Source organism: Maricaulis sp. (assembly GCF_048268525.1).
In the GTDB taxonomy this organism is placed as follows: domain Bacteria; phylum Pseudomonadota; class Alphaproteobacteria; order Caulobacterales; family Maricaulaceae; genus Maricaulis.
The window spans coordinates 54,689-74,007 of record NZ_JBLWVH010000004.1 but is presented as its reverse complement, the minus strand read 5'-3'; the positions used below and the strand labels follow the sequence as shown (position 1 = coordinate 74,007).

Genomic DNA, 19,319 nt, shown 5'->3' with positions numbered 1-19,319 from the left:
GCAGCAACCGGGTTCCTGGCGCGGGGTCGAAAGACCTCGCGCCTTTGTTTTTGTGCAATCGCTCACTATCTCGGGGCTGGCAGTTCCGGAATTTGGGTCTAGAAGAGCGGCATGAAAATCAAGGACAGCGAAATTCTGATCGTTCCGGGGCTGGGCAATGCCTCGCCCTTCCATTGGCAGAGTCGCTGGGCGGACAAGATGTCCACGGCCCGACGGGTCGAGCAGGATAACTGGGATCGCCCCGAGCGTGATGCCTGGACAGCGCGGCTGACCGAAGAGGTCCAGCGCGCCGCAAAGCCGGTCATTCTGGTGGCGCATTCGGTGGGTGTGCTCACCGTCGCCCATGCCGCGCCGCAGCTGGTCGGCAAGGTGGCGGGCGCTTTTCTGGTCGGCGCGTCCGACTGGGAACGGCCGGAACTCAAGGACAAGTTCGGTGATCACGGGTTCGACCCCGTTCCCCGCGATCCATTGGGATTTCCGGCTCTGGTCCTCGCCAGTTCCAACGACCCGACCTGTGATCTCGACAAGGCGGAAGGCTGGGCCCGCGACTGGGGCGTCCGCTTCGGTAATGCCGGTGAGGCCGGGCATTTCGAAGCCGAGAGCGGACATGGTCCCTGGCCGGAAGGCCTGATGGCCTTCGCCAAATTCACCCAGTCCCTGCAACCTCCCGCGGCATGACCCCGGACGGGCTCTATTGCGATCCGGCTGAACTCGACTGGTCGCAACCGAGCGGCCCGCGTGCCAGTGCCTATGGCGATGTCTATTTCTCGGCCGAGGACGGGCTGGAGGAGACGCGCGCCGTTTTCCTGCGCGGTTGCGGGCTGCCTGAGGCCTGGGCCGGTCGCCGCCATTTTGTTGTGGGCGAGTTGGGGTTCGGCACCGGGTTGAACGCTCTGGCCCTTTGGCAGCTCTGGCGCCTGACCCGACCGAAGGGTGGCTGGCTGGATTTCGTCACGGTTGAAAAACACCCGCTTGATCGCGGTGCGGCGGCCCGGGCCTTTGGTGCGTGGCCCGGCCTGTCAGATCTGGCCACGCGCCTGTTGGCGCAGTGGCCGAGCCGCCTTCGCGGACCCCAGAGGCTGGTCTTTCCCGACGACGGTTTCACCATCACGGTCTTCCACGACGAGGTCGAGGCGGCGCTGTCGCAAATGATCCGGCCCGTCGATGCCTGGTTCCTGGACGGGTTTGCGCCCGACCGGAACGCGGCGATGTGGTCGCAGGGAGTGTTCAACCGGCTCGGCGAGTTATCGGCACCGGGCGCCCGGGTGGGCACGTTCACGGTTGCCGGCTTTGTCCGTCGCGGTCTGGCCGAAGCCGGTTTCGAGGTTGCCAAGCGCCCCGGCTTTGGTCGCAAGCGCGAGCGCCTCGAGGCGGTCCGGCCCGGTGACGCGGCGGACCAAAGCCCGGCCGGGATGGATGGGCCTGTCGCCGTATTGGGTGCGGGAATCGCCGGTGCCAGTCTCGTGCATGCCTTTCGCGGACGCGGCTTTGAAACGCTTCTGATTGATGCCAATGGCGTTGCCGGTGGTGCCTCCGGAGCACCCGCCGGCCTCCTGACGCCGCGCCTCGAGAAAGCCGACAGGCCTCACGTCCGGGCGACGCTGGCCGCCTTTGATTTTGCCCGGCGCCTGTATGACGGGCGCCCCGGTTTTCACGCCGAACCCGTGCGCCGCCTGCCCAAGGATGAGCGGGAAGCCGAACGGTTTGCCGTTCTCGCCGCGTGGATGCCGGATCATCTGGACTGGACCGGCGAGGCTCTGATCATGCCCTGCGCAGGCCGCTTCGAGCCGCGAAAACTGGTCGCGGATCTGATCGGGGATGTTGCCTGCCACAATGTCCGGATCACCCGCACCGAAAAGCTGGGGGGCGGTATCGGCCTCCTCGACAGCGACGATCAATGCCGCTTCGAAGTCGCCCATCTGGTGATCGCGGCCGGTGCGGGCGCGCAGGGTTTTTATCCCGACCTGCAGCCCAGCGCCGGGCAATTGGCGGTGTTTGACGGTCAGGCGCCCGACATGCCGACGGCTTGGGGGCGTTATGCCTGCGCGGCGCCCGGAGGCGTGCTTGTCGGCGCGACTCATGATCGGGGCGAACAGGTCGGGCCTGAAGACGTCGCCGAGGCTGGATTTCGCGCAGCGGTCGCTGACCGGCTGCCGGATCTGGCACTCGGTCGGGTTCTGGAACGCTGGCAGGGCGTGCGCGCCGCGACGCCGGACCGCTTGCCCGTCGGCGGTCGCCTCAGCGATCACGTCTCCATTTTGGCTGGCCTTGGGTCACGCGGCTTCGCGCACGCACCTTTATTGGCGGAGGATCTGGTCAGCGAGCTTGCTGGCGCTGTACCCGCCCTGGCGCTTTCCGGCCGTGAGGCCCTTGCGCCCGGCCGGTTCGCGGAGCGCCGCTCAAGGCGTGCCGGCCAGGGTCCGGTTGGATAGATCTGCCAGGTAAGTGGGGCGGTCGACGTCTGCGAAGCGCAGTGACGCAATCGGGCAGTCCGTGCCGAGACAGGCCGGATCGACGCTGATAGCCAGCCCTTCAGCTTTCGATGCCTCCAGCGCGACCGGGCCGACGGTTACCGCCACGACGGCGCCCGAAGCGAAGGGCAGGGCGAGAGGAAAGGCGACGCCGATCAGCAGAGCTGCCGCGATGAATACACGCCTGACTGCCATCTCCGGTCTCCCGCTCACTCATCCCTGTTGCAGGGGTTCGCTCGTTTGATGCCGCCGCCCGGCCGTTTGGATGCAGACCTGGTTGATAAACCCGGCGCGGGATTTGCACGGGACGCGGGCAAGCGCGCGATCTGACGCGTATCGATACAAGGTGGTGCAACATGGTGATGGCTACGGGTGAAGGCTTTGTCGACCGGCGTTCCGGTTCGCGACATGTTTGGTTCCTGAACTCGGCCTTCGACAGGATCGGCATGGATGTCGCCATGCGCCGGATCACCGAGCGGCCTGCCACAAGCCCGTTCGCCTTTGTGGTCACGCCGAATGTCGATCATCTGGTTCGCCTCGAGACCGACACCGTCCTCGCGACGCTCTATGCCCAAGCCTGGCTGACCGTTTGTGACAGCCGAATCCTCGAACTGATCGGCCGTATCTCCGGGGAAACCATCGACGTCACGCCGGGTTCCGACCTGACCGAGCGCCTGTTCGACGAGGCCATCGACCCGGACCAGCCGCTGACCATCATCGGGGGTACGAAAGCTGTCATCGATGCGGTGACGGCCCGTTACAATCTGACCGATGTGCGCTGGCACGAACCGCCAATGGGACTGCGCGACAATCGCGACGCGGTCGAGGATTGTGCGCGCTTCGTCGCTGAAAACCCGTCACGTTTCACGCTTTTCTGTGTGGGGTCCCCGCAGCAGGAAATGATTGCGGAAGCCTGTCTGGACCGTGGCGATTGCACGGGCGTCGGCCTGTGTGTCGGTGCGTCGCTGGACTTTCTCGCCGGTACCGCCCGCCGGGCGCCTGTGTGGATGCAGAAGCTGCGGCTGGAATGGCTCCACCGCCTCGCCCAGGAGCCGTCGCGCATGTGGCGTCGCTACCTGGTGGAAGGCCCGAAAATCCTGTTGCTGTGGCGCCGCTGGCGCAAGACCCGCCGCTCCATGCGCGCGCTGGAAATGGCGTTGGGTTCGCCGGAGCGGGTCAAGGAGCGCAATCTCCATCTGCGCATCCGCAATCTGGAGCGCGAGCTCGCCGGCCGCGACTGATCCTGCCTGATTGCCTTTTGGCGCGCTGCGACATAGCGTCCGCGCCGTGATGGTTCCCTCACGGGACTAACAGGGAAGCTGGTCAGGCCTTCGAGCCAAGTCCAGCGCTGTTCCCGCAGCCGTAGGCGGCGAGCGGTGAAGCACAAAGCCACTGGGGGCGACCCTGGGAAGGCGCTTCATCCGCACTGACCCGCAAGCCGGAAGACCTGCCGTCACTGTCGTCTGTCCGCTCGTGCGGGAGCTCACGAGACCGGCGCGGTATACCCGTTTTTGACGACTCCTCTGCAACCAGCCGGAGGCCAGCCTGGCCACCGGCTCCAATGCTATGGAGACGTGGCACATGCGTATCGAAACCTGGCACCAGCTTTGTCTGGCGACCACAAGTCTGGCCTTGGCATCCCCCGCCCTGGCCCAATCCTCCAGCGATGAAGACGTCGTCTATGTCACTGCCGCCCGGATCGCCCTGCCGGCCGAGCAGGCGACATCCAGTATCACTTTACTCGACGACGCCATGCTGGACGCTCGTGGCGCGAGCTTCGCGGCCGACGCCCTTCGTGCGGTGCCGGGTCTGGCGGTTTCGCGGTCCGGAGCGCCCGGCGCCCTGACCCAGATCCGGGCCCGCGGTTCGGAAGCCAATCATGTGCTGGTCCTGATCGATGGCGTCGAGGCGTCCAACCCGTTCACCGGCGAGGCGGATTTCTCGCACTATGTGTTCGACGACCTCGCCTCGATCGAGGTCGCGCGTGGCGAGCAATCTGCGCTGTGGGGTGCTGATGCGATTGGCGGCGTGATCCGGCTCAACTCGGCGCGGCCCGATGGTGACTTCACCGTCGGCGGGCGCATCGAAGCCGGCAGTTTCGGAACGCAGCGGTTTGCCTTGCGCGCGGGCACCGCTGCAGACGGGCATTGGTTCTCGGTCAGCGCCAGTGACTACCACAGCGACGGCATCGACGTGTCTGGGCTGGGTGGTGAATCGGACGGGTATGACAACCGGTCGCTGGCCGTCTCTGGCGGTCTGGCCCTCATCCCGGAGGTCAGACTGGAAGCGTCCGTCCGCCGGATCGAAAGTCAGAGCGATTACGACAGCGACACCGACTTTGACGGCCGTCTCGACAATGCCGATCTGCGCAGCGATGGCGATACGGTGCTCGGCCGGGCCGCATTGCTGGGCGAACATGGCTGGCAGGGCCTCCGCCTCAGTCATGAAGCCGCCCTGCAGCTGACAGACGACACGTCGCAGACCTTTTCTGCCGGCAGCCGAACGGCCCGCTCGCTGGGGCAACGCCTGCAAGCCCATTATGAGATCACCGGTCACTGGGAGACCGGCCCGGTGCAGCATCGCCTGACCGGCCTGGTCGAACATGATCGCGACCGGTTGAAGTCCCATGCCGGACCGGGCGCCGGTTCCAACCAGTCGCGCGAGTTGTCATCGGATGCCCTGGCCTTCGACTACGGATTGTCTCGAGGCCTCTTTGACCTGACCGTGTCGGCCCGCCGCGAAGCGCACAGCCTGTTTGAAGATTCCACGACCTGGCGCGTTGGCGCAGGTTGGGATTTCGAGGCGGTTGATGGCCGCCTTCGCGGCAATTTCGGTGAGGCGGTCAAGAATCCGGGCGTCTACGAGTTGTTCGGTTTCTTCCCCGCCTTCTTTGTCGGCAACCCGGCCCTGACGCCGGAACGTTCGCGTGGCTGGGAGATTGCCTGGGATCAGACACTGATGGATGGGGCCGCACGGGTCTCGGCCAGCTATTTCCGGTCCGAGCTGGAAGACGAGATCTACACCGATTTCTCGGTTTTTCCGGCAACAGCGCTCAACGCCATCACACGCTCGACACGGCGCGGGGTTGAAGTGTTCGGTAGCTGGGAGATCGACCAGGACTGGTCGCTTTTCGGGTCACTGACCGCGCTCGAAAGTGAGGAAAACGGTGCCGCCGAAATCCGCCGCCCTGAACACCTGGCGTCACTGACGATCGCCTGGGCGCCCGTCGATGGCCCGGTCTCCGCTTCGGCGACCCTCGATCACACAGGTGATCAGACCGATACTGATTTCGGCACATTCCAACCCGTAACGCTGGACGCCTACACACTGGTCGGCGGTCAGGTTCGCTGGGATATCCGGTCCGGTATCGAGATTTATGCGCGCGGGGATAACCTGCTCGACGAGGAGTATCAGGATGTCTTCGGCTATCACACGCCGGGCCGCGGCCTTTATTTCGGTCTGCGCCTCAGCCACGGCTAGTCTGGTCTTTGCCGGAAATGTGCAGGCTCGGGAGGTGACACCGGACAACGGTGTCGCCTCGGCCTCCCTGTGCGCGGATGCCTATGTCCTCGCGCTTGTTGATCCGGATGCAATCTCGGCGCTGTCCTGGCAGGTCGACCAGCCGGTGTCATCGGCTCCGCCCTGGTCTCGGTCACGACCGCAGGCCTGGCCTGATGCCGCCAGGATGCTCGCCTTGTCACCGGGCCTGTCGGTTTTTGGTGCCGGAGAGGGCGGTCGAACGGCGCGGTTGCTGGAGCGGGCTGGCTATCGCACGTTCGAGCTTGCCTGGGCGGATGATTTCGACGGCGTCCGCCACAATCTGCGAGCCTTGGCGGAGGTTGTCGAAAGCGTTGATCGGGTTGATGCCGTGATCGCTGATCTTGACCGGCGACTGGCAGCGCTTGCCGATCGCGCTGTCATGCGTTCCGACATTCCCCGGATCGCTTATCTGAGCGTGTCCGGCGGGTCTGCCGGCTCCGGGACCTATATCGATGCAGCCATCACCGCAGCGGGCGGGCGCAATGTCGTGGCCGATGAAGGAGCGACGGGCTGGACCCGGTCAGATCCGGAGTTCGCCTTGCGGCTGGATGTCGACATCGTGCTGACCAGTTTTTTCATCGATGGCTATGCGAGCACGTTCAACCGGGCCAGCCGGCACGCCGCGTACCGACGTCTGATGGCGCATCCGGCGCGGGCCGATATTCCGGCCGGTCTCTGGCCGTGCGCCGGGCCACGTCTGATCGACGCAGCGGAACTGATCGCCGATGCCATTGATGCCTGGGAGCGCGCGCAGTGATTCATCTGAAGCTCAATCTTGCCCTGCTCGCCGGCCTGCTTGTCTGGGGCGTGTCGAGTGTGTTTCTCGGCAGCGGCGGAGCCGGACTGTCTGATCTGCTGGCGGGAGATCGTGGTCTGGCGGGGCTGATCCTGTGGGAGTTGCGTCTGCCGCGGGTCCTGCTGGGTATCCTGGTCGGGGCGGGCCTGGGCGCGTCCGGGGCTGTTCTCCAGGGCTTTTTCCGAAACCCGCTGGCTGATCCGGGCGTGATCGGCGTGTCGGCGAGTGCCGGGCTGGGCGCGGTGATTTCGCTCTATTTCGGGCTTTCGGCCGTGTTCGCCCTCGCGCTGCCACTGGCGGGTGTGGCCGGCGCGGCTTCGGGTGTGGCCGCCCTGTTTGCGATCGCCGGTCGCGGCGCCAGCGCGACGACGCTGATCCTGGCCGGGGTTGCGGTGAATGCGACGGCCGGTGCCTTCACCGCGCTCCTGATGAACCTCGCCTCCAATCCCTGGGCCCTCGCCGAAATCGCCTATTGGCTGATGGGCTCCCTGAACGATGCCAGCTGGACCGAGGTGGGCTTTGCGGCGCCAGTCATCCTGACGGGCCTGGTCGTGCTGGCGCCGCTGGGCCGCAGTCTCGATGCACTGGGACTGGGTGAGGAGACCGCCCGTTCACTGGGGATTTCCATGGGGCGTTTGCGGATGGCGGTGGTCTGCGGCACCGCCCTGGCGGTCGGCGGCGGTGTCGCCGTGGCGGGGGCGATCGGCTTTGTCGGCCTGGTTGTGCCCCATCTGCTGCGTCCGCTGGTGGGACATCAGCCGGGCGCCCTGATCCTGCCCTCCGCGCTGGGCGGCGCGCTGTTGATCGTGGTCGCCGACCTCGCCACACGCCTGCTTTCGGGACCAGGCATCCCGCTCTATCTTGGTGTGCTGACGGCGTTGATCGGTGCGCCTTTTTTCCTGTGGCTTGTCCGCCAGAACCAGAAGGTGGCGCCATGACCCGCATGACAGTCGACCAGGTCAGCTACAGGCCGGGCGGGACCGACCTTTTCTCGCAACTGTCCCTGACGCTCGACGGGGCTGGTCTGGTGGCGCTGGTGGGACCCAACGGGGCCGGCAAGTCCAGCTTGCTCAGATTGCTCGCCGGACTGGCCGTTCCTGACAGCGGGGATGTCCGACATGACGGACGGTCTCTGGCGGCAATGGATGAGGGGCAACGGGCGCGAACGGTCGCCTATCTGCCGCCGGATGGTCGGGCCAGCTGGCCCATCACCGTCCGTCGCCTGGTCGCGCTGGGCCGCATCCCGCACCTCAAGCCGCTTCGCAAACCGGGGCCGCATGACGACGACGCGATCGACGCGGCGCTGGGGCGAACGCTTGCCCAACACCTTGCCGGCCGGGCTTTCGATACGCTGTCGTCCGGTGAGAAGGCCCGGGTCCTGCTGGCCCGTGCGCTTTCTGTCCAGGCGGGAACCATCCTGCTCGACGAGCCCATGGCAGCGCTGGATGTGCGGCACCAGCTGGGCGTGATGGACATACTGCAGGAAGAAGCCCGAAGCGGGACGCTGGTGGTGGTGTCGTTGCACGCACTCGACCTCGCCGCGCGTTACGCCGACCGGGTCATCGTCCTCGATAGCGGACAGGTGGTGGCCGATGGCCTGCCCGCGCGGGCGCTCGAGCCATCGGTGCTGACCGGGACCTTTGGCGTGGAGGCGCCCGATGGCCTGACCTGCGGCGGGCTGCGCCTGCCTAGCTGACGGTGATCGTCGGGGCCGGCTTGCCGACCATGTCGGCGGCTTCCAACGCGGCAAGCGCCGCCTTGCGGAACGCCTTGCCGACCGGTCCATCGTCCAGCGCGGCCGGCTCGCCGGCATCGGAGCGCGCCCGCAATTCGGGATGAAGCGGGATGTCGCCGAGATAGGCGAGGCCGGCCCGTTCGGCTTCAGCGCGAACGCCACCTTCGCCGAAAATATGGCTGCTTTCGCCGCAATGCGGGCAGAGAAAAACGCTCATGTTCTCAACCATGCCCAGAAGGGGCACATGGGTCTGCTCGAAAAGGCTCATGGCCTTGCGGGCGTCATCAAGCGCCAGGTCCTGCGGGGTCGAGACGATGACGGCGCCGTCGACCGGCAGGTCCTGGGCGATGGCCAGCTGGGCATCACCGGTTCCGGGCGGCATGTCGATGATCAGGACGTCCGGCTGTCCCCACTCGGTGTCCAGCATGAACTGGCGAATCGCGCCCTGGACCATCGGGCCACGCCAGACGACGGCGGCGCCCGGTTTCACGACGAATCCCATCGAGATCAGCTTGACGCCATGCGCCTCGACCGGCTGGACGCCGGCATCGGTCTTGCGCAGGCCCGGCACGTCTGTCAGCCCGAACAGGCGGGGGACGGACGGGCCGTAAATGTCGGCATCCAGCAAGCCGACCTTCAGGCCTTCCCTTGCCAGTGCGACAGCCAGGTTGGCCGCAATCGTGGACTTGCCCACGCCGCCCTTGCCCGAGGCCACGGCAATGATCCGCTTGGCGGGCTTCGCCGCAGAGGCAGCCGGTTTCCGCGCTTGTTTGGCGGCGGGGGCGGATTTCCCCTGGCCGTCGCGATGGGCGGTCATGACGACGCGAACACGGTTGATCCCGTCGAGTGCAGAGACCGCGTCTTCGATGCGGGGCTGGAGACGGTCGAGATCGGGAGCACCGGCGACCGGAGGCTTGACGATGATCGTCGCCGTGTCACCGGCGACACCGGCCGCTTCGATCCGTCCGGCATCGACAAGGTCGCGCCCGGATTGTTGCTCGGTAATGGATTTCAGGGCGTCGCGCAGTCGCTCGTCCATGACGGGTCTCCCTCGTGGTCAGCGAGACATAGCGATCCGGATCGCGTCGCGGTAGGGCGCAGACGCAGTGCGCCCGGCCCGGTCAGGTCAGGTCATCTGGACGGGTGTGTGTACGAACGGCCGGTGATGCGCCAAGGATGCGAGGAAATCCCCATCCTCCAAGCGATAGCGGTCTTCCCACTCATCGGTTCGCGACGTGCCGACCCGTTCAATCGGACTGGTCTTGACGGAAGGCGTCTCGGACAAGCCGAGCACATTGGAGAACAGTCGCACGGCGCGCTCGGGCCGGGTCGTGATATCTTCGTAGTAAAGGCGAACCGGTTCGATTCCGACGCTTCCGAACTCGCGCTCCCATTTGAGTTCTTCATCGTGCAGGAACTTGATCCAGTTCCGGATCGCCGGAGTGTCGTACATTACGGCGTCGCGCACTTTTCGTGCGTCATCATCAAGCTGGTAGGAGTGAAGCACGCCGGACTGGTGGGCGACGTGCATCGAAATGGCCTGGCGAACGATATTGCGACGGCGCAGATAGAAATAGGTCCAAGCGGGATCGAGTATGTCCTTCCGGCCCGTTGCCTGTCGGCCCCAGGTAAGGTGGGCGAGGGCGAACTCAACGCCGCTGACACCATTCTCCGACGCGTGGCGAGCCATTATCCGCTTGAGGAGCTGGTCCCAGTCGGCTGCTGCTGTATCGCGGGCTTCTTTCTCACACGTCCCGATAGCCATCCACTCATCCGGGAATCCGAAGCCTCCGGCTTCCTTCAGGAGGTGGGTGAGATAAGTGCTGCCAGAGCGCGGAACGAGGCAGATCGCGTATTGGCGTGACAGCTGGACGGTGTCGAGTCCGAGCGGGTCGCCGGACTGGTCCACGCCTTGCTGGGCAAGGTAGGTGAACATGGCAGACATGGTCTCATAGGGCAGGCGGGTCGTCGCCGGGATGCGGGGATTGTTCGCCGAGCTGTTGATGCTGGTTCCGGTGTGCGGGGCGCGTGTCTGCATCGTTTCGACCTGAGACTTGATGGTGGGCGATACTGGGATTGAACCAGTGACCCCTTCGATGTCAACGAAGTGCTCTCCCGCTGAGCTAATCGCCCATCCGTCTCAAGAGAGCCGGGGTTCTAACCCCAGCTTTCATCGAGTGCAAGCCGTCTGTCGCACCTGATTGCAGGATCGGTGCATGCGACCCTCCAGCCGGCTCCGAAATCGCGCGCATCGCCCTTTCCGGCATGTTGCTTCCCGCTGAATGGCCTATGACTTTTTTGCAACAATTACGACAGAAATGCGGCAGCGCAGCGAGTCTTGCTTCCATCACCAGCAGGCCTTCGACATAGTTCAGGCAGGTAGGGTCTTACCCGACCATCCCGAGTTCTGCATCAAGGCGGATCCGGGTGACACGTAACAAAGGGGTACAATCGTGAGCAATATTTGGGATCGTGAGCGTCTTCTGCGCTCAACCATCCTCGCTGGCTTTGCTGCCGCCGGTCTGACCATTTCGCCGGCCTACGCACAGAACCAGGACGAGGACGAAGACGAGCAAGCCGAGGAATCCAGCGATGACACCATTGTCATCACCGGTTCCCGTATCCGCCGCGACGCATTCAGCTCGCCGGCACCGCTTCAGGTCATCGACGCTGAGGAAATTCGTGACGCCGGTCTGATCGACGCCGCGGCCATCCTCCAGACGTCGTCCGTGGCCCAGGGCGTCCAGCTCGACAACGCCATCGCCGGTGCTTTCGTCACCGACGCCGGCCCGGGCTCGAACACCATCTCGCTGCGTGGTCTGAATCCGGACCAGACGCTGCTGCTGATCAATGGCCGCCGGGTTGCACCGTCGGGCGTTGAAGGCGCTCCGTCGCTGCCGAACCTCGACATCATCCCGACCTACGCGATCGCTCGCGTCGACATCCTGCTGGATGGCGCATCGTCGGTTTACGGTTCTGACGCTGTTGCCGGTGTTGTGAACGTGATCCTGAAGGATCAGTTCGAAGGTTTCCGTGTCGGTGCCGTGACGTCTTCGCCGGAAGAAGCCGGTGGCGGTTCGCATCGCTGGAACATGACGCTGGGCGATTCTTCCGAGAATGGCCGCTTCATGTTCTCCATGGAGTACTTCCACCAGCAGCGCCTGCAGGTCCAGGACCGCGACGCCAACTGGGATCCGACCGATCAGCTCTACTGTAGCCGTGACATCGAGATCGCCGCTGACGGTTCGCTGCTGTCAGAGTGTGAAGGCTCGATCATCAACCGCGTCCGGACGTTCAGCTACTACGTCGATGGCGCTCCGAGCCTGGCATCTTACTTCGCCAATCCGGGCCTTTGGCAGACAGACGTCTACTCCACCCCGGGCACCTCGAACTTCGTGGTTCCGATCCAGGGCTGGTCGACCGGCAACTCTGGTGATGAGCAGTATCGTTCGCCTTATCTCGATCAGTCGACCGACATCGTCCCGGACAGCCAGCGTTACTCCTTCATGTTTACGGGCGATTACACCATCGACCGTATCCTTGGTCAGGAAAACGTGACGGTCTTCACCGAGCTGCTTCACACCAACTCGCAGACGACCTACCGTTCCGGTTACCACGGCCAGATCTTCCCGACCGTGGGCGCCTCCAACCCGTACAACCCGTTCGGCTTCGATGTCGTTCCGATCTTCGCTTCGCCGATCGAGCGTTCCAACATCGACGTTGAAACCCAGTACACCCGCTTCATGTCGGGTCTGCAGGGCGACTGGAGCTTTGCTCCGTCCTGGTCGTACGAGATGTTCGCTGGTTACACCCGCTCGATGGGTTACTCGCGTCGTCCGCAGGTTGACGAAGAACGCCTGACGGCAGCCATCGCCACGACCCGTGTCGAAGGTGGCCAGATCGTTTGTGGTTACGACAACTCGAACGTCTCGCTGTTCGGCTTCCTGAGCCCGAGCAATTGCGTGCCGGTCAACCTGTTCGCATCGTCGCTGTATCCCAGTGATGGTGTGACGGGACCGCAGTTCAATACCCAGGATGAGTATGACTTCCTGCGTATCGACCGTACGGCAACGACCACTGTTGACCAGCTCATCGTGGGCGGTTTCACCACGGGTCCGGTTTTCGAACTGCCGGCTGGTGAAGTGAATGCGGTGATCGGTATCGAATGGCGTCGCGATTCACTCGACTCCGGTACGGATACGGTGGCCTCGCAAGGTCGTGCGGCTGGTTACTTCGCCGACCGTCGCTCGGTGGGACAGGCGTCCCTGACCGAGTACTACGGCGAGCTCTCCATCCCGCTGGTTTCCGGTGCTGCCTTCGCTGAAGACATCACGGTGGACCTGGCCGGTCGTTTGACCGACCACGAGTTCTACGGTCAGAACTCGACCTACTCCGTTCGTGGTGCCTGGGTCGTCAATGACTCGCTGACCTTCAACGGTACGATGGGCACGTCTTTCCGCGCTCCGAACCTCCGGGAACTCTTCCTCGGCGGTCAGACCGGTTTCGACTCTGGTTATAATGACCCCTGTGTTGTTCCGCTTGCGGCCAACAATGGCGGCGTTTACGACCCGACGAGCGACAATCGTGACGCTCAGGTTCTGGCGAACTGTGTCTCTGAAGGCGTCGATCCGACGGCTCTGGGTCTCGGCGGTGTCTCGTCCATCGAGGCTTTCCGTTCGGGTAACCCGGGTCTTGATCCGGAAACGTCCGATGCATACTCGATCGGTTTCGTCTTTGACCAACCGTTCACGGATGCATTCGATGCCTCGCTGCGTGTCAGCTATTGGGGTATCGAGGTCGAGGATTCCATCGCGATCCCGGGCACGGCCTTCTCTCTGGCGCAGTGCTACAGCTCGACCAACTTCCCGAACGATCCGTTCTGTGCACGTCGTACACGTGACGCGGCCTCCGGTCTCCTCACGCTCGTTGACAACACACCGTTCAACGTTGCTACGCAGGAAGCTACGGGTTGGGACTTCCATGGTCGTTTCAACATGGATATCGACCTGTTCGGTGGCTTCAACTACGACATGTACACGACGTTCACGAAGTCGGAAGAGATCCTGAGCCAGACCACGGCACAGTCCGACACCAACAACTTCGTTGGTGATTGGGGTAACCCGGAATGGCGTGGCACGATCAACAACCGCTTCGAGCGTGGTGACTGGCGCCTCAACTGGCGTATCCGTTACCTCGGTGAGCAGGCGTCGATCTCCAACGTGGTTGGTGTCAACTACGGTGACCGTCTCGAGGCTGCATCCGAGCTCGGCGGCGATGCTGTCGATAGCTGGGACGCTGTCTACTACCAGGATCTGTCGATCAACTGGCAATCGGACACCTGGGGCGTCACCGTTGGCGTGAACAACCTGACCGACGAAGGTCCGGCTGTGATCGACCAGGACGCTTCCGGCGCCACGCTTGGCTCTGGTAGCCAGGTTCTGGGTTCGGGCTATGACCTCGTCGGTCGCGCCCTGTTCATGAACATCCGCAAGGCCTGGTAGTCTCCAGACCATTGCTGACGGAATTGGGGGGCCGCCTTTCGGGCGGCCCCCTTTTTCTTTGCCTGTGTCCCGGCCGTGCCTGGCACACAAAAAAACGCCGCCCGATGGGCGGCGTTTATTGTTTTCGTCTCAGCCTTTGATCAGGCGGCCATGACACGGGCCACCTCGTCCACCAGCTCTCGCAGGTGGAAAGGCTTGGAGAGCACCTTTGCATTCGTCGGTGCCCCCGAGCCCGGGTTCAGTGCAACGGCCGCGAAGCCGGTGATGAACATGATCTTCAGGGCCGGATCGATTTCCGCGGCACGCCGGGCCAGCTCGATACCGTCGACCCCCGGCATCACGATATCGGTCAGCAGCAGGTCGAACTGCGCCGGCTGTTCGCCGATCGCATCGAGACCTTCCTCACCGTCCGAACACACCAGAACTTCATGCCCGGCGCGCTTCAGCGCCTTGGCCAGGAAGTCGCGCATCGAGTCGTCGTCTTCCGCGAGAAGAATCTTTGCCATCTTGGTTCCCACCCTTGCGAATTCTCAAACTGACGGCACGATACAGCCATCTGGTAAAAACGGGCTGAACGCGCTGCCATCCTTGACCCGCGTTGAGCAGCTGCCCAATCTCCGTCGATGGCACCAACGATTCCCACCATTTGCGCGCCTCGGTCAGACGCTGGAGCCGGTCAGGACCAGCCGCAGCCTTCAGACGGGGTCGTGCGGGTGCGGCGGCCGGCGGATGGTCAGGCTTGTCCTGTCATTCTGGCATCACCGCATTCCGGTCGCGATTATGACGCCGAATTGCGCGCTTCGACAAGGTTGCCGCTCGAGTTGCTGCGTCGCTCGGAGGACGCCTTTGTCGACAATCTGATTGATTTCGCACCGGAATATGGCGCCAGCCTGGTCTGCGCCGGGTTTCCGCGTGTCTTCGTCGATGTCAATCGGAGCGTCGGGGAGTTGGATCCGGGCATGTTCTCGGACCGTGTTCCGGTGTCGGACATCGAGCCCTCTCGGCGCGCCGACTCAGGACTGGGTGTCATTCCCCGAATTGGCGCCGAGGGGCGACCCCTGTATCGACGCCGCTTGCGTTTCGGAGAGGCCCGCGCTCGGCTGGACCGCTTCTACCACCCATACCACGCGGCGCTTTGCGCAGAGATTTCTGACCTGAAGTCCCGCTTTGGACATGTTGTCCTCGCCGATATGCATTCCATGCCGGCCTCCAGCGCCCGCGGCGCCGATATTGTGCTGGGCGACCGGTTCGGCACGTCATGCGATGGCGCCCTGACCGACCTTGCCGAAGCGGTGTTCCGCGACCTTGGACTCGTAACAGTTCGGAACAACCCCTACGCGGGCGGCTATACGACTGAGCATTACGGGCGGCCACATGACGGTGTCCATGTGATTCAGGTCGAGATCAATCGCGGCCTCTATCTTGATGAAAACCGGGTCAGGCTGACCACCGATCACACAAGTTTGATCAAAAAATTACGCTTCTTTGTCAAAGCATTGGCCCGAACTGACTGGCGGGCTGCCGTCTAGCCTCATTGATGCCCATTTCAGGCGAAGACTGGTCACTGCCTTCGCCCGGCACGCGCTTTGCTCTCCTGTGAGGTGTGCGTTTCATACCGGCGCACTTTGAGACGCGAAGATCAGGCGGCGAGTAGTTATGACAAGTGATATCGACCTTCATGTAGGAAAACGGTTGCGCCGGCGGCGGCGCCTTCTGGGCCTTACCCAGCAGCAACTGGCCGAATCGGTCGGTATCCGTTTTCAACAGATCCAGAAATATGAGTGCGGCGCCAACCGCGTCAGCGCCAGCCGCCTGTTCGAGCTGGCCGAGTCGCTCGACGTGCCGGTCCAGTACTTTTACGAGGGCCTGTCCAAGCGCGACGAGGTCAATGGCGACGATACGCTGGCGGCGGATGTCCTTTCCCAGAAAGAAACCGTCGACCTTATCCGGGCCTACTACCGGCTCGGAGAGCGGCCCCGGAAACGCCTCCTTGAACTGGCCAAGTCGCTGGAGCCGGAAGAAGCGGCCAACGACGCAGCCTGAACAGGCGCGTGATTGACGCGCAGGCGTCTGGCACCGGCTCGCCGCCCGTGCTAGGCGCCTTGGCATGTCAGAACACGATGACCAGACCGATCTGAAAACGGCTCACGCCATGGCCGACGCCGCGCGGGCAGCCATAGCGCCATATTTCCGTACAGCCTTGGACATCGATAACAAGCTGGCCGCGGGTTTCGATCCCGTGACGGCAGCGGACCGGGCGTCCGAGCAAGCCATGCGGGCTGTCCTGGCGGACTTGGCCCCGGCGGACGGAATCCTCGGCGAGGAGTTCGGGAGCTCGGTTGGCCAGGGTGATCGCCGCTGGATCCTGGACCCGATCGACGGAACGCGCGCCTTCATCGCCGGACTGCCGACCTGGACCGTCCTGATCGCTCTTGAAGTGGCCGGGCGCCCCCGCCTGGGGCTGATTGACCAACCCCATATCGGTGAGCGGTTCTCCGGTTGGCCGGGCGGTGCCCGCTTCGACCGCGCGGGCGAGGTACGGGCGCTGGGCGCTTCAAAGTGCGACCGGCTTGACCGGGCCATCATGGCCAGTACCGACCCCTACCTGTTCGAAGGTGCCGAGCTGCGTGCTTTCGAGGCCGTCCGTTCCGCCTCACGGCTCTGCCGTTTCGGCTTTGATGCCTATGCCTACGCCATGCTGGCGGCCGGCGGCATCGACCTCGTCGTTGAAAGCGGGCTCCAAATCTACGACGTCCAGGCCCTGGTTCCGGTGGTCACCGGTGCCGGCGGCGTCATCACAAACTGGGCGGGCGGCGACCCTTCACAAGGTGGCCAGGTCGTTGCGGCGGCGACACCAGCCCTGCTTGAACAGGCTCTGGAGCACCTCGCCGCCGCGGCAGTCTAGATATTCAACTGTCCAGCAGGACACGCGTCGGCATGCGCCCCAGTTCGATACGGACCAGATTGCGCATGGCCCTGTCGCGCGGGCGCAGCATGACCCGGTTCTCCTGGGCGGTCAGGGCGGTGGTGGTCCCGTCATCGTGAATGGCAATGGCGGACGGGGCGAGGCCGTCGAATTCGAACACCAGTGTCTTGAAATTCGGCGCGAAGAGCGCAGCCACTCCCGCAGCCTGCCTGATCGCATGATTGGCCTGTCCCAAGGCAAGCTGCAGATCGCCGATTGTGTAGTCCGGACCGCCGGGAAGCGTCGCTTCGAACTGCAGGTTCAGCGACATCCCGCCCCGCTCCTGATTGATCCAAACGGTGGGCTCTGCTGCCAACTCGTCCGGGCCCGGCAGGCGGGTGATACGACCGCTCGAGTCGATGTCGAAGGAGATCACTTCGCCATTCTGGTTAAACCACATCCGGATCTCCTCCGGCGGGGTGCCGGATTGTGACGAGACCAGATAGGCAAGCCGGAAATGAGACCGCTGATCGGGATCAAGCTCGAGATAGGTCGTGCGGTGCGGGAAAAAGCGGGGCAGGGGGCCGGCCTCTCGCTCCACGGATTGCGCATCGGCATCCGCGGCAACAAGGCCGGCCACCAGTCCGACAACGAGCAGGATTGCTCGCATCATTCGCTTGCGGCGGGCTTGCGGAACATCAGCGTCATGCGATCGCTCTCGCCGATGGCCTCATAGACTGCGCTGTCGAAGTCAGCGGCCAGTTCACTATCCGCCGACGGGTTGCGCCGCACCGGAGGCAGGGTCCAGACACCAAGCGGGTGGTCCGCTGTATCGGCCGGATTGGCATTGATTTCGGAGGCGCCGACGAACTCGAACCCGGCTTCTTCGGCCAGGGCAATGACATAGGCCTGCTGTACATATCCGCTCGGCGCGCCCGGGTCCTGCTCGCGAGTTGAGGGCAGACGGTGCTCGACCACACCCAGCACGCCGCCGGGCCGCAGCACTGTGTGGAAGTCGGCGAAGGCGCGTTCGGCAAAGCCGCGGGCCATCCAGTTGTGGATATTGCGGAAGGTCAGGACAGTGTCGACCGATCCTGCATCCAGGTCGAGCGCCGTATCGCTGTTGAAGCTGACGGTCATGACATCGCCGTACACCGCTGTGTCGGCAACATGGTCTTCAAAGGAGGCCCGTGAGCGTTGCCGGTACTGGCTTTCTGATTCAGGGTCGAAATGAGCGGCGACATACTGGCCGCCATTGGCGTTGACCCAGGGCGCGATGACGTCGGTGTACCATCCGCCGCCCGGCCAGATTTCAACAATCGTACCGCTTGGATCGACTTCAAAGAACTCCAGTGTTTCCTGCGGATGGCGCCATTGGTCGCGGTCGCGACCGGAGTCCCGCCAATCAGCGTCGATGACTTCGGCGAGGACGGTCAGGTCGGGAGCGGCCGGCGTCTCCGCAATGTTGGCCTCGGTCGTGTCCGGGGCGGATTGGGCCGCCGCTTGTGTGTCGGGAGCCTCTGTTGTTTCGGCGGGTTCGCTGCTGCAGGCCGCCAGAACCGCGGTGCCGGCGAGAAGTGCAAGAAGGGAAACGTGACGCATGGTGGAAACTCCTGGATGAGATGCGCAATTGGTACCCAAGGCCGGGGTTGTGCGCAAATCCTGATTGCGGGGGGTTGCAGCCGGCAAAATGGCTACCCAAATAGGTTGGGCGGGTCGCCGAACGGGGCTCGCAACCAGTGCCAGGATCCGTCGGATCTGGCTTGTCGCAACCGCCCGGATGGCCCGGGCCTGTTTATCGCTCTGAAGGAGGATGGACTGAAATGAGAACTGTAGATTTCACGCCACTGTATCGCTCGATTGTCGGATTTGACCGGCTCGCGGACATGATGGACTCGGCCACCAAGATCGAGTCCCAAGGCTACCCCCCCTACAATATCCAGCATGTTGCCGATGACGAGTATCTGATCGAACTGGCGGTTGCCGGTTTCGGCGAAGAAGACCTCGTTGTTGAAGTGCAGGAAAGCATTCTGACCGTTTCAGGCCGTATCGGCGAGAAGACGGAAACCGATGATCGCCGCTTCCTGCATCGCGGGATCGCTGAGCGGTCGTTCGAGCGTCGCTTCCACCTGGCGGATCATGTCGAGGTGGCGGATGCCGGCTTGAAGAACGGTTTGCTGCAGGTTCGCCTGGTGCGTGAAGTGCCTGAAGCGGCCAAACCGAAACGGATCGAGATCAAATCCGGCGCCGGCACCAAGCGTGCCCGGCTGATCGAGGGCGGCAAGACCAAGGCCGCCTGACCCGTCACTGACGGGTGTCGAATTTCCCTCCGATTGACCCGGAAGGCGGTGAGCGAAAGCTCGCCGCCTTT

General features: G+C 63.8%; 18 protein-coding genes, 1 tRNA gene and 1 riboswitch. Of the genes, 12 read left to right on the top strand and 7 right to left on the bottom strand.

Translation table 11 applies throughout. The features are described from left to right. Window positions 1-111 precede the first annotated feature (111 nt). Together ACN0X9_RS03460 and mnmD are read left to right on the top strand one after the other, a co-directional pair. On the top strand, window positions 112-678 hold the full coding sequence (locus ACN0X9_RS03460; protein WP_417486243.1) for an RBBP9/YdeN family alpha/beta hydrolase: 567 nt from the start codon (window positions 112-114) through the stop codon (window positions 676-678). Further along, window positions 675-2,432, top strand: a complete 1,758-nt coding sequence (gene mnmD / locus ACN0X9_RS03455; RefSeq protein ID WP_417486242.1) for a tRNA (5-methylaminomethyl-2-thiouridine)(34)-methyltransferase MnmD — start codon at window positions 675-677, stop codon at window positions 2,430-2,432. Before ACN0X9_RS03460 ends, mnmD begins: the two co-directional genes overlap by 4 nt. Here the strand turns inward: mnmD and ACN0X9_RS03450 are convergent. Continuing rightward, window positions 2,400-2,666, bottom strand: coding sequence for a hypothetical protein (locus ACN0X9_RS03450; protein ID WP_417486241.1), 267 nt, complete (start codon window positions 2,664-2,666; stop codon window positions 2,400-2,402). The two genes, mnmD and ACN0X9_RS03450, sit on opposite strands and share 33 nt — an antisense overlap. Before the next feature lie 161 nt (window positions 2,667-2,827). Between ACN0X9_RS03450 and ACN0X9_RS03445 the strand changes: the two genes are divergently transcribed. From ACN0X9_RS03445 to ACN0X9_RS03425, 5 genes are all read left to right on the top strand, one after another. Beyond that, window positions 2,828-3,712 (top strand): WecB/TagA/CpsF family glycosyltransferase, encoded by an 885-nt coding sequence (locus tag ACN0X9_RS03445; protein WP_417486240.1) that lies wholly within the window; start codon window positions 2,828-2,830, stop codon window positions 3,710-3,712. A gap of 33 nt (window positions 3,713-3,745) precedes the next feature. Beyond that, window positions 3,746-3,941, top strand: a riboswitch (cobalamin riboswitch). A gap of 111 nt (window positions 3,942-4,052) precedes the next feature. Next, complete coding sequence (locus tag ACN0X9_RS03440; RefSeq protein WP_417486239.1) at window positions 4,053-5,951, top strand: TonB-dependent receptor plug domain-containing protein; 1,899 nt, start codon at window positions 4,053-4,055, stop codon at window positions 5,949-5,951. Continuing rightward, window positions 5,887-6,768: an ABC transporter substrate-binding protein gene (locus ACN0X9_RS03435; protein WP_417486238.1), complete on the top strand. Its 882-nt coding sequence runs from the start codon at window positions 5,887-5,889 to the stop codon at window positions 6,766-6,768. Before ACN0X9_RS03440 ends, ACN0X9_RS03435 begins: the two co-directional genes overlap by 65 nt. After that, window positions 6,765-7,745 (top strand): FecCD family ABC transporter permease, encoded by a 981-nt coding sequence (locus ACN0X9_RS03430; RefSeq protein ID WP_417486237.1) that lies wholly within the window; start codon window positions 6,765-6,767, stop codon window positions 7,743-7,745. The genes ACN0X9_RS03435 and ACN0X9_RS03430 overlap by 4 nt, the downstream gene beginning before the upstream one ends. Then, window positions 7,742-8,503, top strand: coding sequence for an ABC transporter ATP-binding protein (locus ACN0X9_RS03425; protein WP_417486236.1), 762 nt, complete (start codon window positions 7,742-7,744; stop codon window positions 8,501-8,503). The genes ACN0X9_RS03430 and ACN0X9_RS03425 overlap by 4 nt, the downstream gene beginning before the upstream one ends. Here ACN0X9_RS03425 and ACN0X9_RS03420 read toward each other — a convergent pair. The 3 genes from ACN0X9_RS03420 to ACN0X9_RS03410 all read right to left on the bottom strand — a co-directional run bounded on the left by ACN0X9_RS03420 (window position 8,496) and on the right by ACN0X9_RS03410 (window position 10,675). Beyond that, complete coding sequence (locus ACN0X9_RS03420; RefSeq protein WP_417486235.1) at window positions 8,496-9,581, bottom strand: P-loop NTPase; 1,086 nt, start codon at window positions 9,579-9,581, stop codon at window positions 8,496-8,498. The genes ACN0X9_RS03425 and ACN0X9_RS03420 overlap by 8 nt on opposite strands. Before the next feature lie 87 nt (window positions 9,582-9,668). Then, on the bottom strand, window positions 9,669-10,580 hold the full coding sequence (locus ACN0X9_RS03415; protein ID WP_417486234.1) for a Stf0 family sulfotransferase: 912 nt from the start codon (window positions 10,578-10,580) through the stop codon (window positions 9,669-9,671). A 20-nt stretch (window positions 10,581-10,600) separates the two neighbouring features. Further along, window positions 10,601-10,675 (bottom strand) — tRNA-Val (locus tag ACN0X9_RS03410). Window positions 10,676-10,995: 320 nt separating this feature from the next. Between ACN0X9_RS03410 and ACN0X9_RS03405 the strand changes: the two genes are divergently transcribed. Beyond that, window positions 10,996-14,043 carry a TonB-dependent receptor domain-containing protein gene (locus ACN0X9_RS03405; protein WP_417486233.1) on the top strand — a complete coding sequence of 1,016 codons (3,048 nt, stop codon included), beginning with the start codon at window positions 10,996-10,998 and terminating at the stop codon, window positions 14,041-14,043. A 140-nt stretch (window positions 14,044-14,183) separates the two neighbouring features. Here the strand turns inward: ACN0X9_RS03405 and cpdR are convergent, their stop codons facing one another. Continuing rightward, window positions 14,184-14,549, bottom strand: a complete 366-nt coding sequence (gene cpdR, locus ACN0X9_RS03400; protein WP_075188630.1) for a cell cycle two-component system response regulator CpdR — start codon at window positions 14,547-14,549, stop codon at window positions 14,184-14,186. A 207-nt stretch (window positions 14,550-14,756) separates the two neighbouring features. Between cpdR and ACN0X9_RS03395 the strand changes: the two genes are divergently transcribed. From ACN0X9_RS03395 to hisN, 3 genes are all read left to right on the top strand, one after another. Next, window positions 14,757-15,572 carry an N-formylglutamate amidohydrolase gene (locus ACN0X9_RS03395; protein ID WP_417486232.1) on the top strand — a complete coding sequence of 272 codons (816 nt, stop codon included), beginning with the start codon at window positions 14,757-14,759 and terminating at the stop codon, window positions 15,570-15,572. A gap of 127 nt (window positions 15,573-15,699) precedes the next feature. After that, a complete protein-coding gene (locus tag ACN0X9_RS03390) occupies window positions 15,700-16,086 on the top strand; it encodes a helix-turn-helix domain-containing protein (RefSeq protein ID WP_011644435.1) in 387 nt (128 codons plus the stop codon). Window positions 16,087-16,150: 64 nt separating this feature from the next. Further along, the gene (gene hisN / locus ACN0X9_RS03385; RefSeq protein WP_417486231.1) at window positions 16,151-16,948 is read left to right on the top strand and encodes a histidinol-phosphatase; all 798 of its coding nucleotides are present in this window, start codon (window positions 16,151-16,153) and stop codon (window positions 16,946-16,948) included. Window positions 16,949-16,952: 4 nt separating this feature from the next. Here the strand turns inward: hisN and ACN0X9_RS03380 are convergent, their stop codons facing one another. Together ACN0X9_RS03380 and ACN0X9_RS03375 are read right to left on the bottom strand one after the other, a co-directional pair. After that, entirely contained in the window at window positions 16,953-17,621 is a 669-nt protein-coding gene (locus ACN0X9_RS03380) for a hypothetical protein (protein ID WP_417486230.1), read from the bottom strand. Continuing rightward, window positions 17,618-18,550 (bottom strand): class I SAM-dependent methyltransferase, encoded by a 933-nt coding sequence (locus tag ACN0X9_RS03375; RefSeq protein ID WP_417486229.1) that lies wholly within the window; start codon window positions 18,548-18,550, stop codon window positions 17,618-17,620. The genes ACN0X9_RS03380 and ACN0X9_RS03375 overlap by 4 nt, the downstream gene beginning before the upstream one ends. Before the next feature lie 221 nt (window positions 18,551-18,771). Between ACN0X9_RS03375 and ACN0X9_RS03370 the strand changes: the two genes are divergently transcribed. Then, complete coding sequence (locus ACN0X9_RS03370) at window positions 18,772-19,248, top strand: Hsp20 family protein (RefSeq protein WP_417486228.1); 477 nt, start codon at window positions 18,772-18,774, stop codon at window positions 19,246-19,248. Window positions 19,249-19,319: the final 71 nt, after the last annotated feature.